The sequence below is a fragment of the Melioribacteraceae bacterium genome, from assembly GCA_019638015.1.
Taxonomy (GTDB): domain Bacteria; phylum Bacteroidota; class Ignavibacteria; order Ignavibacteriales; family Melioribacteraceae; genus JAHBUP01.
In genome coordinates, this window is the sequence record JAHBUP010000001.1 from 1,389,688 (window position 1) to 1,407,505 (window position 17,818).

At 37.3% G+C, this 17,818-nt stretch carries 14 protein-coding genes and 4 tRNA genes; all 18 read left to right on the forward strand.

The window, feature by feature from the left end:
* The first annotated feature begins 52 nt into the window (after positions 1–52).
* Positions 53–1,591 carry a YifB family Mg chelatase-like AAA ATPase gene (locus tag KF816_05625; GenBank protein ID MBX3007495.1) on the forward strand — a complete coding sequence of 513 codons (1,539 nt, stop codon included), beginning with the start codon at positions 53–55 and terminating at the stop codon, positions 1,589–1,591.
* Between the two features lie 91 nt (positions 1,592–1,682).
* Positions 1,683–1,766 (forward strand) — tRNA-Tyr (locus KF816_05630).
* 128 nt (positions 1,767–1,894) lie between these two features.
* A tRNA-Gly gene (locus tag KF816_05635) sits at positions 1,895–1,967 on the forward strand.
* A 5-nt stretch (positions 1,968–1,972) separates the two neighbouring features.
* A tRNA-Thr gene (locus tag KF816_05640) sits at positions 1,973–2,045 on the forward strand.
* Positions 2,046–2,087: 42 nt separating this feature from the next.
* Positions 2,088–2,255, forward strand: coding sequence for a 50S ribosomal protein L33 (gene rpmG, locus KF816_05645; protein ID MBX3007496.1), 168 nt, complete (start codon positions 2,088–2,090; stop codon positions 2,253–2,255).
* 1 nt (position 2,256) lies between these two features.
* Positions 2,257–2,329: transfer RNA gene (locus KF816_05650), tRNA-Trp, on the forward strand.
* 26 nt (positions 2,330–2,355) lie between these two features.
* Entirely contained in the window at positions 2,356–2,538 is a 183-nt protein-coding gene (secE, locus tag KF816_05655; GenBank protein MBX3007497.1) for a preprotein translocase subunit SecE, read from the forward strand.
* Between the two features lies 1 nt (position 2,539).
* Positions 2,540–3,085, forward strand: a complete 546-nt coding sequence (gene nusG / locus KF816_05660; protein MBX3007498.1) for a transcription termination/antitermination factor NusG — start codon at positions 2,540–2,542, stop codon at positions 3,083–3,085.
* 18 nt (positions 3,086–3,103) lie between these two features.
* Positions 3,104–3,529 (forward strand): 50S ribosomal protein L11, encoded by a 426-nt coding sequence (rplK, locus tag KF816_05665; protein ID MBX3007499.1) that lies wholly within the window; start codon positions 3,104–3,106, stop codon positions 3,527–3,529.
* A gap of 29 nt (positions 3,530–3,558) precedes the next feature.
* The gene (gene rplA / locus KF816_05670; GenBank protein ID MBX3007500.1) at positions 3,559–4,260 is read left to right on the forward strand and encodes a 50S ribosomal protein L1; all 702 of its coding nucleotides are present in this window, start codon (positions 3,559–3,561) and stop codon (positions 4,258–4,260) included.
* Positions 4,261–4,338: 78 nt separating this feature from the next.
* Positions 4,339–4,860 (forward strand): 50S ribosomal protein L10, encoded by a 522-nt coding sequence (gene rplJ / locus KF816_05675; protein ID MBX3007501.1) that lies wholly within the window; start codon positions 4,339–4,341, stop codon positions 4,858–4,860.
* Positions 4,861–4,900: 40 nt separating this feature from the next.
* Positions 4,901–5,281 carry a 50S ribosomal protein L7/L12 gene (rplL, locus tag KF816_05680; protein MBX3007502.1) on the forward strand — a complete coding sequence of 127 codons (381 nt, stop codon included), beginning with the start codon at positions 4,901–4,903 and terminating at the stop codon, positions 5,279–5,281.
* 115 nt (positions 5,282–5,396) lie between these two features.
* The gene (rpoB, locus tag KF816_05685; protein ID MBX3007503.1) at positions 5,397–9,176 is read left to right on the forward strand and encodes a DNA-directed RNA polymerase subunit beta; all 3,780 of its coding nucleotides are present in this window, start codon (positions 5,397–5,399) and stop codon (positions 9,174–9,176) included.
* Positions 9,177–9,226: 50 nt separating this feature from the next.
* Positions 9,227–13,468, forward strand: a complete 4,242-nt coding sequence (gene rpoC / locus KF816_05690) for a DNA-directed RNA polymerase subunit beta' (protein MBX3007504.1) — start codon at positions 9,227–9,229, stop codon at positions 13,466–13,468.
* 106 nt (positions 13,469–13,574) lie between these two features.
* Entirely contained in the window at positions 13,575–13,952 is a 378-nt protein-coding gene (gene rpsL / locus KF816_05695; GenBank protein ID MBX3007505.1) for a 30S ribosomal protein S12, read from the forward strand.
* 6 nt (positions 13,953–13,958) lie between these two features.
* Positions 13,959–14,426 (forward strand): 30S ribosomal protein S7, encoded by a 468-nt coding sequence (gene rpsG / locus KF816_05700; protein ID MBX3007506.1) that lies wholly within the window; start codon positions 13,959–13,961, stop codon positions 14,424–14,426.
* A 20-nt stretch (positions 14,427–14,446) separates the two neighbouring features.
* Positions 14,447–16,540 (forward strand): elongation factor G, encoded by a 2,094-nt coding sequence (gene fusA / locus KF816_05705; protein ID MBX3007507.1) that lies wholly within the window; start codon positions 14,447–14,449, stop codon positions 16,538–16,540.
* A 55-nt stretch (positions 16,541–16,595) separates the two neighbouring features.
* Positions 16,596–17,801, forward strand: a complete 1,206-nt coding sequence (gene tuf, locus KF816_05710) for an elongation factor Tu (protein ID MBX3007508.1) — start codon at positions 16,596–16,598, stop codon at positions 17,799–17,801.
* The last annotated feature ends 17 nt before the right edge of the window (positions 17,802–17,818 follow it).

The window sequence follows — 17,818 nt, forward strand, 5'->3', positions numbered from 1 at the left end:
ATAATACAATAAAATCTTTGTCTAAATTTTCAATTCATCAAAGTGGGGGAATATGTTTTCAAAAGTATTCACGGGCACGACTTATGGAATTGATTCATTCACGGTAGAAGTAGAAACTCATTTCGAAAAACAAATTCCATCATTCACAATTGTAGGATTACCCGATAATGCGGTAAAAGAGAGTCGTGAGCGGGTTACCGCCGCTATTAAAAATTCTGGTTTTGAATTTCCCCTCAAAAAAGTTACTGTAAACCTTGCCCCCGCAGATATTAAAAAGGAAGGGAGCGCGTTTGATCTTCCAATTGCTGTTGGAATTCTTGCGGCTAATGGTATTATTAATTCTTCAAGTTTGGAGGATACAATAATACTCGGAGAGCTTTCACTCGAGGGAATTCTAAGAAAAGTTAAAGGAGCACTTCCAATCTCATTTGGTTCTCGAAAATCTGGATTTAGAAGAATTATACTGCCAAAGGATTCTTCCAAAGAAGCATCGATAGTAAATAATATTGATGTATACCCGGTTGAAAGATTATCGGAAGTTATCAGTTTTTTAAATGGTGAAAAGCAAATCAACCCTGTATCTACTAATATAAATGAAATATTTAATGAGGTTAATTCGTATACCTTAGATTTTGCTGAAGTAAAAGGGCAGGAAAATGTAAAACGTGCACTTGAAATAGCCGCCGCGGGAGGGCACAATATAATTATGATCGGACCTCCCGGTTCAGGAAAATCGATGCTCGCAAAAAGATTACCAACAATATTACCTCCGCTAACTTTTGAAGAATCACTTGAAACTACAAAAATTCATTCGGTTGCCGGGATATTACCAAAGAATAAAGCATTAATAACTCAAAGACCATTTCGAAATCCCCATCACACAATTAGTGATGCGGCACTAATTGGGGGTGGTTCCTTTCCGCGCCCCGGTGAAGTATCATTTGCGCATCATGGAGTTTTATTTTTGGATGAACTACCTGAATTCAAAAAAAATGTTCTTGAAGTCCTTCGGCAGCCACTCGAAGATTCTCAAGTTACTATAAGCCGATCAAAAATGTCGTTAGAATTTCCAGCAAATTTTATGCTTGCCGCAGCAATGAATCCATGCCCTTGCGGATATTTTACCGATGCGAACAAAGATTGTACCTGCAATACAACCCAAATTCAAAAATATATGGCAAAAATATCGGGGCCATTGTTAGACCGAATAGATATTCATATTGAGGTACCTGCAGTCAAATTCAAAGAGTTGACGAGTAAATCAAGTGGAGAACCCTCTGAGATGATTAGAGAACGGGTAATATCGGCGAGAGTGATTCAATCTAAAAGATTTGTGGGCCGAAAAATGATCTACAAAAATGCCGATATGGGATCAAAAGAAATTGCAGAATACTGCAGATTAGATTTATCCAGTGAAGAATTACTTAAAATGGCGATGACCAAATTAGGGCTTTCAGCAAGAGCTTATGATAGAATACTGAAAGTTGGCAGAACAATCGCGGATCTGGAAAACTCACCCAATATATTAACCCAACACATAAGCGAGGCTATACAATACCGGAGTTTGGATAGGGAACTTTGGCGGCATTGAACTAAAAGCCTAAAAAAAATATTGCTTTTTAAAGTTGAGACCTATATTTTTGTCGCTCGCATAAATTCTTATACATACTGAAAGCGCCTATGGGCGGACGCCGGAGTTGGAGAGCCGGGGCGGACTGTAAATCCGTTGGCATACGCCTTTGGGGGTTCGAATCCCTCGCCGCCCACACTACTCGAATTGATGAAGTAGAATGTCACCAAAAATATTCACACTTCGCCAATTCTTTCTGAAAATAAAATTTTAATAAAACATACAGATTAGTCTGTAGTATGCTTTTTATTTATTGTTTGTATTGCGGGAGTAACTCAGTTGGTAGAGTCACAGCCTTCCAAGCTGTTGGTCGCGGGTTCGAGTCCCGTCTCCCGCTCTATTGCTGATGTAGCTCAGTTGGTAGAGCACTTCCTTGGTAAGGAAGAGGTCACCGGTTCAATCCCGGTCATCAGCTCAAAGCCGTAAAACGGATTAAGTTTAATAAGGAATAGTTAAAATGGCAAAATCAAAAAATATTAGACAAATAATTATTCTTGAGAGTACTGCTAATACTGGATATAGATATTCAACAACCAAGAATAAAAGAAATCATCCTAATCGTGTTGAATTTAAAAAATATGACCCTGTTGCAAAAAAACATGTTGTATTTAAGGAAACTAAATAATACGTCAGTGGCTCAATTGGTAGAGCAGCGGTCTCCAAAACCGCAGGTTGGGGGTTCGAGTCCCTCCTGACGTGCAATGCTTAATTATGGTGATTAAACTATGAAAGAAAAAATTGTAAACTTTGTTAATGATGTGGTTAAGGAAATGAAAAAAGTTACCTGGCCAACTAAGGAAGAACTAAAAGAATCGACATCCATTGTTATCGTCGCATGTTTAATTTTAGCAGTTTTCACCTACATCATTGATATGGGAATTAGCCAAATCTTAAAAGGAATATTCTAGTTTGGAAACTGTAACCGCTAAATGGTACGTTGTAAGAACTTTCTCTGGTCATGAAAATAAGGTGAAGACTCTGATCGAATCCGAATTACGTGATAATGAAGAATTAAAAGCTAGAATCTTCGAAATTTTAGTTCCTACCGAAAAAGTCTTTGAAGTAAAAGATGGTAAGAAAAAGACTAAGAAGAAGAACTTTTTCCCAGGTTACATTTTATTGAATGCGGATTTAGATTTAAGAGTTAAAGATTTTATAGTTAATACCCCATCGGTAATGGGATTTCTCGGTTCACAAAACGTTCCTGTTCCACTCCTTCCTGAAGAAGTTAAAAGAATTGTTGGAAGATTATCTCAAAACGAGGATACCGAAAGAACCGATACGATATTTAGAACCGGCGATTTCGTTAAAATTATAGATGGTCCTTTCAATAATTTCTCCGGCGTTATTCAAGAAGTAAATGAAGAAAAAATGAAAATTAAAGTTATGGTTTCAATTTTTGGAAGAAAAACTCCTGTTGAAATTGATTTTACTCAAGCTGAATTAGAAAAATAAAAGTACAGTAGGTATAAAATGGCAAAGAAAATCGATAGTTATATTAAGTTGCAAGTACCAGGCGGTCAGGCTAATCCTTCTCCTCCAATCGGTCCTGCCCTTGGTCAAAAAGGTGTAAATATCATGGAGTTCTGCAAGCAGTTTAATTCAAGAACTTCCGAAAAACCTGGACTTATAATCCCGGTTGTAATAACTGTATATTCAGATAAATCCTTTACATTTATTACAAAAACTCCTCCAGCTGCAGTGTTACTAAAAAAAGCAGCAAAAGTTGAAAGAGGTTCTGCCGAACCGCATAAAGTAAAAGTAGCAAAAGTTACAAAAGCTCAGGTTAAAGAAATTGCAACCTTGAAAATGCCTGATCTTAATGCTCACGATGTTGAACATGCAATGAGCATGGTAGCAGGTACTGCCAGAAGTATGGGCTTTACAGTAGAAGACTAATTTGTTAAATCAATTTTGTTGGAATGACTATGAACGTTTCAAAAAGAGTGAAATCTATTAATAAAACTGTGAACAAAGACAAAGAATACCGTCTTGAAGAGGCAATTAAAATTCTTAAAGATTGTTCTAAAGTTAAATTTGATGAATCTGTTGATTGCGCTATAAGACTTGGAGTTGATCCTCGACATGCCGATCAAATGATTCGCGGAACAGTTTCTTTGCCACATGGAACCGGTAAAAAAGTTACAGTATTGGTGATTGCAAAAGGAGCCAATGCCGAAACCGCTCTTCAAGCAGGTGCAGAATATGCTGGCTTCGAGGAATACCTTGAAAAAATAAAAGGTGGTTGGGCTGAAGTTGACGTGATTATTGCAACTCCGGATGCGATGGGTGAATTGGGAAAATTAGGCCGCGTGCTTGGTCCTAAAGGATTAATGCCAAACCCGAAAAGTGGTACAGTTACTACCGATGTTGCCAAAGCTGTAAAAGAAGTTAAAGCGGGCAAAATCGAGTTCCGTGTTGAAAAAGCCGGTATTGTACACACTTCATTAGGTAAATTATCTTTTTCAAGTGAGCAATTGGCAGATAACGCGAGAGCTTTCCTTCAAACAATTATGAAGATGAAACCTTCTTCTGCTAAGGGTCAATATGTTAGAAGTTTGTTTATCTCTTCTACGATGGGTCCTGGCTTAAAAATTTCTAAAGACGAAACAGTATTTAGTACAAAATAAATTTTACGCACTCATCCGTAATTTGACGGATAAAAAATGCTTCTACATAATAATGTGTGTTAATTGCATAGGAGAATGATGAAAAGATTAGAAAAAGAAGAGCAGATTGAGCAGATTAAAGAGCTTATTGGTAATTCTTCTGCAATGTTTTTGGTTGATTACCGCGGGGTAAATGTTGCCGATATCAACAAACTTCGCGCCCAATTTCGTAAAGAAGGGGTTACTTATAAAGTCTTTAAAAATACTCTCTTCAAAAAGGCCCTCGAACAATTAGGCGCTTTTGAAAAGTTAAATGAACAGCTTGTTGGAATGATTGGTGTAGCGTTTGCTAATGAAAACTTTGTTGCACCGGCTAAAATCATTAAAAAATATAATGAAGAAGCAAAAAAACTCCAATTTAAAGGCTGTTACCTCGAAACAACGTTCTACGGAGCTGAACAATTAGAAGCAATAGCTTCAATGCCAACTAAAGAAGAAATTATGTCTGGTATTGTTGGTAGTATTGCCGCTCCGGCTTCAGGAATTGTTGGTGCTATAAATGCAGTTATAAGAGATTTAGTCAGCGTTATCGATGAAGTCGCAAAGAAAAAAGCTGCATAAAAATTTGAATTATTAATAAAGAAACAGGAGAAATAATAAAATGTCAGAGAAAATTGTTGAAATCGTAGAAAAAATTAAAGCGCTTACACTTGTTGAAGCTTCAGAATTAAAAAAAGCATTAGAAGATGAATTTGGTGTTACTGCTGCCGCTCCAGTTGTAGTTGCCGGTGCTGCAGCTCCGGGTGCAGCTGCCGCTCCAGTCGAAGAACAGACTGAATTTGATGTTATTCTTCAAGCTGCTGGCGCAACAAAAATTAATGTTATTAAAGTTGTTCGCGCTCATACTGGTTTAGGACTTAAAGAAGCAAAAGATTTAGTTGACGGTGCTCCAAAAGCAGTTAAAGAAGCTATCTCTAAAGATGAAGCTGAAAAAATCAAAAAAGAATTAGAAGAAGCCGGCGCAACTGTTCAGGTTAAGTAATTAAATCATTAGCCAGTTTATTAGAATTAAATTAAGTGGTAAGAGGGTGAAAACCGTCTTGCCACTTTCTTTCATTATTATGAAGGAATAAAATTAACCACATCGGAGGTTAGGGTTGGAAAAATCAAAAATCAATAAGAGCACAGGTAGAATTACTTTTGCCTCTATTTTTTCTTCAATGAAGATGCCTGATTTGCTTAATATTCAGTTAGATTCATTCGAGGAATTTCTTCAATTAAAGGTAAATCCATCATTAAGAGAAAATGTTGGTTTACAAGCAGTTTTCAATGCAAATTTCCCCATCCTTGACAATAAAGAATTTTACAGACTAGATTTTATCGAGTATTATATTGAAAAACCAAGATTCTCAATTCCTGAATGCGAAGAAAGAGGATTAACCTATTCGGCTCCTTTAAAAGCTAAATTGCGTTTATCAACAAAAGATGATGAAACCGGTGAATATGTAAATTCAGTTGAACAAGAAGTTTACCTTGGTAATTTACCATTTATGACACGGCGCGGAACATTTATTATCAATGGCGCCGAGAGAGTTATTGTAAGCCAATTGCACCGTTCTCCCGGTGTTGCTTTCGCTCAAACTTTCCATCCAAATGGTACCCCAATTTATTCTGCGAGAATTATTCCTTTTAGAGGTTCTTGGGTAGAATTTGCTACCGATATAAATAACATAATGTACGTTTATATCGATAGACGAAAAAAATTCCCGGCTTCAACATTGTTGCGAGCTCTGGGTTACGAAACCGAAGAACAAATTCTTAACTTATTCGATTTGATCGAAGAAGTCGCTGTTAAACAAATAAACGCCGATACTCACTCGGGTAGAATTGTAGCTAATGATGTTATTGATCATCAAACCGGTGAAATTTACGCTACTAAAGATTCTGAATTAACTGAAGAAATAATAGATAATATTAAAGCCTCCGCTGTTACAACTGTTCAATTGATTAGTCTCGAAACTTCTTACGAACAGGACTTAGTGATTAATACTCTTAAAAAAGATACATCAACCAACAAAGATGAAGCTCTCTACGCAATTTATCGTCAACTCCGATCCAGCGAAGCTCCTGATATTGATACCGCGGTTGGTTTAATTGAAAAACTTTTCTTTAATGATAAAAGATATGATTTGGGTGACGTTGGCCGTTTTAGAATGAACGATCGCCTTAACCTAAATGTACCCGATAATGTAAAAGTATTAACCCCTGAAGATATAATTGCCATCATGAAAAACATTATCAAGTTAAAAAATGGTAATGTGAATGTGGATGATATAGACCATTTAGGAAATAGAAGAGTGAGAACTGTTGGTGAACAACTTCAACAGCAGTATAATGTTGGTTTAGCAAGAATGGCGCGCACTATTAAAGAAAGAATGAATATGCGCGATAACGAAAACATGCAGCCGCAAGATTTAGTTAATGCAAGAACAATTACATCAGTAATTAACGCGTTCTTCGGTACCAATCAGTTGTCACAGTTTATGGATCAAACAAACCCGCTTTCAGAATTGACCCATAAGAGAAGAATTTCAGCTCTCGGACCAGGGGGCTTAACTCGTGAACGCGCCGGATTTGAAGTCCGTGACGTGCACCATTCACATTATGGACGCCTCTGCCCAATTGAAACACCCGAAGGTCCAAACATCGGTCTTATTTCTTCTCTAACTATTTACGCACGGGTTAACAATTATGGATTCTTAGAAACTCCTTATCGCAAAGTTAAAGATGGTAAAGTTTCTAATAATGTAGATTATTTAAGCGCAGATCAGGAAGATGAATTTATTATTGCTCAGGCAAACGCACCTATTGATGAGCAGGGAAGATACGTACTCGAAAGAGTAAAATGTAGAGCTAAAGGTGAATTCCCGATAGTTGTTCCTTCCGAAGTACATTATATGGATGTTGCTCCTACTCAAATTGTATCGGCTGCTGCTGCATTAATTCCATTTCTTGAGCATGATGACGCTAACCGCGCTCTCATGGGTTCTAACATGCAGCGTCAAGCTGTTCCACTTTTAGTTCCTGAAGCTCCTGTTGTTGGAACCGGAATGGAATATAAAATAGCCCGTGATTCACGTTCAATAGTTATTGCAGAAGATAATGGTGTAATTGAATACGCTGACTCCAAAAGAGTGATTGTTAGATATGATGTTGATGAAGATGCTCCTGAAACTCTAGTTAGTTTTGATGATGAAAAAATAGTTACTTATGAGATGAGTAAGTTTGCCGGTACTAACCAGGAAACCTGCTTTAATCAGAAACCAATTGTGATAACTGGTCAAAGAATTAAAAAAGGTGATGTACTCGCCGATGGACCTGCAATCGAAAAAGGTGAATTGGCGCTCGGCAGAAATGTATCTGTTGCATTCATGCCTTGGCGTGGTTATAACTTTGAAGATGCTATTGTTTTAAGTGAAAGACTTGTTGCTGATGATGTTTTCACTTCAATTCATATTGAAGAATTTGAATTACAAGTGAGAGAAACAAAACGGGGTGAAGAAGAACTAACTAGAGATATTCCAAACGTTAGTGAAGAAGCTACAAAAGATCTCGATGAGAATGGTATTGTTAGAGAAGGTGCTGAGGTTAAAGAAGGTGATATTCTGATTGGAAAAATTACTCCTAAAGGAGAAACCGATCCAACACCGGAAGAAAAATTGCTTAAAGCAATATTTGGTGATAAAGCCGGTGATGTTAAAGATGCATCCTTGAAAGCCCCTCCAGGATTAAAAGGTGTTGTTATTAAAACCAGATTATTTAGCCGTAAAAGAAAGGATGCTGATTCTAAAAAAGTTGAAAAGAAACAGATGGATCAGCTTGAAAATTCTTATTTAAAAAGTAAAGAAGAACACTATAATAAACTTGTAACAAAATTAACTCGTATTACCGAAGGAAAAACATCCTCAGGTGTTCGTGATCTAGATGGCTCTGTTGTTTTAAGAAGCGGCACAACAATCAAAGAAGAAACGTTTTCTAATATTGAAGATGTTACAAAATTAGATTATACACGCGACTGGTTCGAAAAGAAAAATATTAATGAACAAATAAAAACTCTCTTCTCCAATTATTTCACAATTCTCGCCGATATAGAAGAAGACTACAAGAGAGAAAAATTAAAAATACAGAGCGGTGATGAGTTGCCTCCGGGAATTACTCAGTTAGCTAAAGTATATGTTGCTAAAAAAAGAAAAATTTCTGTTGGTGATAAAATGGCAGGCCGACACGGTAATAAAGGTGTTGTTGCTAAAGTTGTTCCGCTCGAAGATATGCCATATCATGAAGATGGAACACCGGTTGATATAGTTCTTAATCCGCTCGGTGTACCTTCACGTATGAACATTGGTCAATTGTATGAAACAGCTCTTGGATGGGTAGGTAAAAAATTGGGCGTTAAATTTGAAACACCGATTTTTGACAGCGCCAGAGTTTCTGAAGTAGAAGATTGGATTAAAAAAGCTGAAATAGATGAAGGAAGTAAAACATGGTTGTACAATGGCAGAACAGGTGAAAAGTTCCACCAGAAAGTTACAACCGGATATATATATATGATGAAATTGGGTCACATGGTTGATGATAAAATCCATGCCCGTTCAATTGGGCCATACTCTTTAATTACCCAGCAACCGTTGGGTGGTAAAGCTCAATTTGGCGGTCAACGATTTGGTGAAATGGAAGTTTGGGCGCTAGAAGGTTATGGTGCTGCACATGTTCTTCAAGAAGTTCTCACGGTTAAAAGTGATGACGTTACCGGAAGAGCCAAAACCTATGAAGCAATAGTTAAAGGGGAAAATATTCCTGAACCAAATATCCCTGAAGCATTTAATGTAATGATTAAAGAACTTCAAGGACTCGGATTAGATATTAAAATTAACTAAACCCGCCTGCAGTTGGCAGGTCAACCAGAGTTTGACTAAAGGAGTGAAAAATGCGATTAAAAGCGCAAGAAAATAAAATTAAACAGATAGAAACCTTAACCATTGGTTTAGCTAGTCCTGATGATATTCTATCAAGATCTCACGGTGAGGTAACAAAGCCGGAAACTATTAATTACCGCTCATTCAGACCTGAAAAAGAGGGACTATTCTGCGAGAAAATATTTGGTCCGGTAAAAGATTGGGAATGCGCGTGCGGAAAATATAAAGGCATTCGCTACAAAGGTATTGTGTGCGATCGTTGCGGTGTTGAAGTTACTCTAAAAAGTGTTCGCCGCGAGAGAATGGGGCATATATCATTAGCTGTTCCGGTTGTTCATATTTGGTTCTTTAAAGCTCTTCCTTCTAAAATTGGTAATATTATTGGAATGACCACCAAAGAACTTGAAAAAATAGTTTACTACGAATCCTACGTCGTTATTAATCCCGGTCCTACAGGATTAAATAAAAAAGATTTGATTTCCGAAGATCAGTATTATGAAATATTATCTTCTCTACCTCATGAAAATGATGGTTTGGAAGATGACGACCCGAAAAAATTTGTTGCTAAAATAGGTGGCGATGCTGTTAAAGAATTGCTGAAGAAGATTGATATTGAAGCAACATTCGCAGATCTAAAATCGCAGTTGGGACCCGATACTTCACAACAAAAAAGAACTGATCTACTAAAAAGATTGAGAGTATTGGAAGCATTCAGAGAGAAGGAAGCTAAAGTTCCTAATAAACCCGAATGGATGATTCTGAGTGTAATACCAGTAATTCCACCTGAACTTCGTCCCCTTGTACCTCTGGAAGGTGGCCGATTTGCGACTTCAGATTTAAATGACCTGTATAGAAGAGTTATTATTAGAAATAATAGATTAAGAAGATTATTAGATATTAAAGCTCCCGAAGTTATTCTTCGTAATGAAAAAAGAATGCTTCAAGAAGCAGTTGACGCATTATTCGATAATTCAAGAAGAGCAAGCGCAGTTAGAAGTGATGGTAACCGTCCGCTTAAATCTTTAAGCGATATGTTAAAAGGTAAGCAGGGACGTTTCCGTCAAAACCTTTTAGGAAAACGTGTTGATTATTCAGGTCGTTCTGTAATTGTGGTTGGTCCTGAATTGAAACTTCACCAATGCGGGTTACCAAAAGATATGGCAGTTGAGCTATTCAAACCTTTCATTATTAGAAAACTGATTGAACGCGGACATTTTAAAACTGTAAAAAGTGCAAGAAAAGCGGTTGATAGAAAAGAGCCGGTTATTTGGGATATTCTGGAAAAGTTGATTGATGGTCATCCAATTATGTTGAACCGCGCACCCACTCTTCACAGATTGGGTATTCAAGCTTTTCAACCAATATTAATTGATGGAAAAGCAATTCAGCTTCATCCATTGGTTTGTACAGCTTTCAATGCGGATTTCGATGGCGATCAAATGGCTGTTCACGTTCCTCTTTCATATGAGGCTCAACTTGAAGCTTCTGTTTTAATGTTAAGCAGTCATAATATTCTATCTCCACAAAATGGTTTACCTATTGTGCTGCCTTCTCAAGATATAGTTCTTGGTCTTTATTACTTAACAAAAGCTAGAGCAGGTGCAAAAGGTGAAGGTAAAATTTTCTCCAGCACTGAAGAAGCAATGATAGCTTATAACTATCAGGTGGTGGATCTTCATGCAAAAATTAAAGTTAAGATTGATGAAGCATTTTTGGAGACAACAATTGGAAGAGTAATTTTCAATGCAATTGTTCCGAAGGAAATGGGATTCATTAATGAATTATTAATGAAGAAAAGTTTCAGTGGATTTATTTATAGAATGTTCATCAAATTAGGAAACGAAGTAACTGCTAAATTCCTCGATGACTTGAAAGACTTAGGTTACCGTTACGCTACCAGCGCTGGAATATCAATCAGTTTCAGCGATATGATCATTCCTGAAGAAAAGGTTAAACTCATTAATGATTCTAATAAAAAAGTTTCTGATATATTGAATGAGTATGAACAAGGCTTGATTACAGATGCAGAGCGATATAACAAAATTATCGACGTATGGACATTCACAACGAATAACGTGGCAAAATCGTTAATGGAAAAATTGAAAACCGATCAGAACGGATTCAATCCTCTACATATGATGGTTGATTCCGGTGCGAGAGGTTCCCAAGATCAGGTGCGTCAATTAGCCGGTATGCGTGGTTTGATGATGAAACCACAAAAAAGCTTAACCGGTCAATCTGGTGAAATTATTGAAAACCCGATTGTTGCTAACTTTAAAGAAGGACTTTCGGTTCTAGAATACTTCATCTCAACACACGGTGCTCGTAAAGGACTTGCTGATACGGCTCTTAAAACTGCCGATGCGGGATACCTAACCAGAAGATTGTGCGATGTTGCTCAAGATGTAATTATCTCGGAAATTGATTGCGGCACTATTCGTGGTGTTTACGTTTCTGCATTAAAAGATGTTGAATTGGAAAGAGAGCCACTTGCAGAAAGAATTACCGGACGTGTTGCTCAAGAGGATGTTTACGATACCCGAAATGATGATTTGATTATTGAGGCTGGTGAAGTAATTACAGAAGAAATTGCCGAACGAATAGATGATGCAAACCTTGATCAAGTTTATATTAGAACAGTATTAACCTGCGAATCGAAACGCGGAGTATGCGCTAAATGTTATGGCCGTAATTTAACTACTGGTCAATTGGTTGAAATTGGTGAGGCTGTGGGAATCATTGCGGCACAATCAATTGGTGAACCTGGAACACAGTTAACATTGCGTACATTCCACCTTGGAGGTACATCAGCGCGTATTGCGTCACAATCACAAGTTGAAACTAACGTAGCCGGAACAATTCGCTTTGATAAAATTGCCTTTGTAGAAAAAACTGACTTCTTTGGAAAAGTAAAAGTTGTTATTGGAAGAAGAGGTTCAATCGGAATATTTGATGACGATGATAGACAAATTAGAAAATTTGATATTCCTTATGGCGCCGAGTTAATGGTAAGTGATGACCAAAAAGTTCAAAAAGGTCAAGCCCTATACAATCACGATCCTTACAACGCTGTAATTGTAGCCGATATTCCCGGAACTGTTTCTTTTATTGATCTTATTGAAAATAATACTTTGCAACAAGTTGCTGATGATCAGACTGGTCACGTACAAAAAGTAGTTATTGAATCGAAAGATAAAACATTAACGCCAAGTATCATGATAAAAGATGATAAAGGACATGAGAAGGTATTCAATATTCCAACTCGTGCTTATCTTTCAGTTGAAGAAGGGGAACATATCCAGGCTGGAACAATTGTGGCAAAAATTTCGAAATCGGCTTCTAAAACCCGCGATATCACAGGCGGTTTGCCAAGAGTAACTGAATTATTTGAAGCTAGAAGTCCACATGATCCTGCGGTTGTTTCTGAGATTGAAGGAAAAGTGAAATTTGGAGCCCGTAAAAAAGGTTCTCGAGAAATCATTATCGAATCTCTTGACGGGACAATCCAGAAAGTATATAACATCCCTTACGGAAAACATATACTTGTTCAAGAAAATGATGAAATTCCAGCAGGTGAAAAAATTACTGATGGTCCTATTAATCCTCATGATATCTTGAAGATTAAAGGTACCAATGCAGTACAAGAGTATCTTGTAAATGAAATTCAAGATGTTTACCGTCTGCAAGGTGTAAAAATTAATGATAAACATATCGAAGTGATTGTAAAACAGATGCTTCAGAAGCTTCAAGTGATATCTGCTGGGGACTCAACATTCATTGAAGAAGATCTTGTTGGTAGAAATAAATTAATTGACGAAAACGAAATGTTGAAAGGGATGGTTTATATTACCGATCCAGGCCAATCCAAATATAGAACTGGACAACTTATCACTCGTGCAAAATTCCGTGAGGTTAATACCGATTTAACTAGAAAAAGCAAGAAATTAATTGAAGCTCGAGATGCTGATCCTGCAACTTTCGATAATATTTTGTTGGGTATTACGCATGCGGCACTCTCAACCGAAAGCTTTATTTCGGCAGCATCATTCCAGGAAACTACTAAGGTATTAACTAATGCGGCAACAGAGGCAAGAGTAGATAGACTAATTGGTTTAAAGGAAAATGTTGTGATGGGACACTTAATTCCCGCTGGAACAGGTCTTAAAAAGTACCGTGAGATAATATTAACAGCTGATGAAGTACAAAATGTACCAGAAGATGAAGCTTTGGTTGTAGAAAAGGAAATAATATAAAGTAATTGTTAAAATAATAAACAGACTTGCTTGACAAATTAACTGATAATCAATAAATTTCAAGTCTGAATTTTTATCGAAAAGTAATTATTTCGGAGGATTTTACGTGCCAACAATAAATCAGTTGGTTAGAAAAGGAAGATTAGTTGTAACCTCAAAAAACAAAGCTCCGGCTTTGGACGCATGTCCGCAAAAAAGAGGAGTTTGTACAAGAGTTTATACAACTACGCCGAAGAAACCAAATTCGGCACTTCGCAAGGTTGCAAGAGTTCGTCTCACAAATCATATTGAAGTTACTGCTTATATCCCGGGAGAAGGACACAATTTACAAGAACACTCAATTGTTCTTATTAGAGGCGGCAGAGTTAAGGATTTACCCGGCGTGCGCTATCACATTATTAGAGGTACATTGGATACAAGCGGTGTGGAAGATCGTAAAAAGAGTCGTTCTAAATATGGAACCAAAAAACCTAAAGCAAAATAGACTGATATGAGAAAGAAAAGAGCAGAAAAAAAATACTTAAAACCAGATCCAAAATTCAATGATATTCTGGTTTCAAAATTTATGAACTACATTATGTTGCATGGCAAAAAATCTACCGCCAGAACTATAATTTATGACAGCTTCGATATTATTGAGCAGAGAACTAAAAAACCTGCTCTAGAAGTATTTAAAAAAGCGGTTCAAAATGTTCAACCTCTCGTTGAAGTGAGAAGCAGAAGAGTTGGGGGTGCCACGTATCAAGTTCCAATGGAAGTTCGCCCTGAGAGAAGAGTTGCTCTTGCGTTTCGCTGGATTAAAAACTACGCCAGAGATAGAAAAGATAAATCAATGGCTCTAAAAGTTGCCGCAGAATTGATTGCCGCTTCAAATGGTGAAGGTTCTTCAGTTAAAAAGAAAGATGACACACATAGAATGGCTGAAGCAAATAAAGCTTTTGCCCACTTTAAATGGTAAGAAAGGGAATATAATTTTAGATGTCGAAAAGAGTTGACATAGATAAAGTAAGAAACATTGGTATTATGGCGCACATTGATGCCGGTAAAACTACTACAACCGAAAGAATTTTATATTATACCGGTAAATTGCATAGAATGGGTGAAGTACATGATGGCGCCGCTACTATGGATTGGATGGAGCAGGAAAAAGAACGCGGGATTACTATTACTAGTGCGGCTACTTCTACTTCGTGGCGCGATCATCAAATAAATATAATTGATACTCCAGGTCACGTTGATTTTACTGTTGAAGTTGAACGATCTTTAAGAGTTCTTGATGGCGCTATAGCTTTGTTTTGTGCAGTTGGCGGTGTTGAACCCCAGTCTGAAACAGTTTGGCGTCAAGCTGATAAATATGGTGTGCCAAGAATTGCATTTGTTAATAAAATGGATAGAATTGGAGCTGATTTCTTTCATGCAGTTCAGATGATGAGAGAAAAATTGGCTGCTAACGCTGTTCCGATTGTTGTTCCTGTTGGAGAAGGTGATATTTTTGTTGGTATCATCGATCTTATGAGTATGAAAGCAAGAATGTTTCATGAAGATACGCAAGGAATGACCTTTGATGATGTGGAGATTCCTGCCGATTTATTGCCGATAGCTCAGAAATACCGTACTCAAATGTTGGAAGCTGTGTCTGATGTTGATGATTCTTTACTAGAGAAATATTTGGAAGGTAAAGAGATCTCTACAGAAGAGGTTAAGAATGTTCTCCGTTTGGCCACTGTTCAATCTAAAATTATCCCGGTATTGTGTGGTTCATCATTCAAGAACAAAGGCGTTCAAATGTTACTTGATGCCGTAATCGATTTCTTACCTTCCCCCTTGGATTCGGGTAATTTGGTTGCGCATCATATACATAAAAATGATCATGTTGAAAGAAAAATTAGTGAAAAAGAAAAGTTTACTGCTTTAGCATTTAAAGTAATGACCGATCCTTATGTTGGAAAACTTACATTTATTAGAGTTTACAGTGGCGTATTAGATAGTGGTTCATACATTTTCAATTCTGTATCAAATAGAAAAGAGAGAGTTGGTCGTGTCCTGCAAATGCATGCTAACCACAGAGAAGATTTAGAACAAATTAGGGTTGGTGATATAGCCGCGGTTGTTGGATTAAAACACACACGTACCGGCGATACACTTTGTTCAGAGGATGATCCGATTATTTTAGAAAAAATGATCTTCCCCGAGCCGGTTATTCAGATTGCAATTGAACCAAAGACTAAAGCTGATCAGGATAAATTGTCGGATGCTTTAACGAAATTATCCGACGAAGACCCAACATTTAAAGTTAAAGTTGACGATGAAACAGGCCAAACTTTGATTAGTGGAATGGGCGAATTACATCTTGAGATATTGGTTGATAGAATGAAAAGAGAGTTTAAAGTTGAAGCAAATGTTGGTAAACCTCAAGTTGCTTATCGAGAAACCATTTCCAAATCGGTTAAAGCTGAAGGTAAATTTGTTAAACAGTCTGGTGGGCGAGGGAAGTATGGCCATGTATATATTGAATTTACACCTAACGAACCAGGTAAAGGTTTTGAGTTTGAGAATGCAATTGTCGGTGGTTCTGTTCCAAAAGAATATATAAATCCAGTATTGCACGGTTTAGAAGAAGCCATGAGAAATGGTGTACTTGCAGGTTTCCCGGTTGTAGATATAAAAGCAAAATTATACGATGGTTCGTATCACGATGTTGATTCTGATGAAATTTCATTTAAAGTTGCTGCCTCAATGGCTTTTAAGCAGGGTGCGTTAAAAGCTAGTCCAATCTTGCTTGAACCAATAATGAGTGTTGAGGTCACAACCCCTGAGGAATATCTTGGCGATGTGATGGGTGATTTAAACTCAAGAAGAGGAAAAATTGAAGGATTTAATTCCCGCAAAGATGCTCAAGTAATTAAAGCTATGGTGCCTCTTGCCCAAATGTTTGGATACGCAACAACGTTACGATCGATGACTCAAGGTAGAGCAATTTATTCGATGCAGTTTTCACACTATAATGAAGTACCTAAATCTGTTGCGGAAGAGATTACAGAAAAAACACAAGCTAAGAAGTCATCAGTTTAAGAAAAATAAATAATCTAAAAAAAGAAAATAAAACACATTAAGGAGAGTATTTAAGATGGCAAAAGAAAAATTTGACCGTAGTAAACCTCACGTAAATATAGGTACTATCGGACACGTAGACCATGGTAAAACTACTCTTACTGCAGCCATCACCATGGCATTAGCTAAAAAAGGCTTATCACAAGTAAGAACATTTGACTCAATTGATAATGCTCCTGAAGAAAGAGAAAGAGGTATTACAATTGCAACTGCTCACGTTGAGTATTCTACTGCTAATAGACATTATGCTCACGTTGACTGTCCTGGTCACGCCGATTATGTAAAGAATATGATCACCGGTGCTGCTCAAATGGACGGCGCTATATTAGTAGTTGCGGCTACAGACGGTCCTATGCCACAAACTCGCGAACACATTCTTCTTGCTCGTCAAGTAGGTGTACCGAGAATTGTAGTTTTCTTGAATAAAGTTGATATGATGGATGACGCAGAATTGATCGATTTAGTTGAAATGGAATTAAGAGAATTGTTGACTAAATATGAATTCCCTGGTGACGATATTCCGATTATCCGCGGTTCCGCACTTCATGCATTAGATGCGGGTGCTGCTGGCGCAGATCCTTCAGATGAAAGATATAGCTGTATTTGGGAACTTATGGATGCAGTTGATAGCTATGTTCCAATACCAGAAAGAAGTGTTGATAAACCATTCTTGATGCCGGTTGAGGACGTATTCTCAATTACAGGTCGTGGAACTGTTGCTACAGGTAGAGTTGAAAGAGGAAGTGTAAGATTATCAGAAGAAATTGAGTTGATTGGTTTAGGAATGCACAAGAAAACAGTTGTTACCGGTATCGAAATGTTCCGTAAGGAATTAGATTCAGCTATGGCTGGTGATAATGCTGGTATTTTAATGCGTGGTATTGATAAAAAAGAAATTGAAAGAGGAATGGTTCTTGCTAAAACTGGTTCTATTACTCCTCATAAAGTGTTCGAAGGTGAAGTTTATATCTTGTCAAAAGAAGAAGGTGGAAGACATACACCATTCTTTAATGGTTACAGACCTCAGTTCTATTTTAGAACAACAGACGTAACTGGTGTTGCCTCATTACCAGAAGGAACAGAAATGGTTATGCCTGGCGATAACGTGAGATTAAGAGTTGAACTTATTGCAGAAATCGCTATGGAAGAAGGTTTACGTTTTGCTATCCGCGAAGGTGGTAGAACAGTTGGTGCTGGTGTTGTAACAAAGATTATATCATAATAAGTATTTAAGAAGGG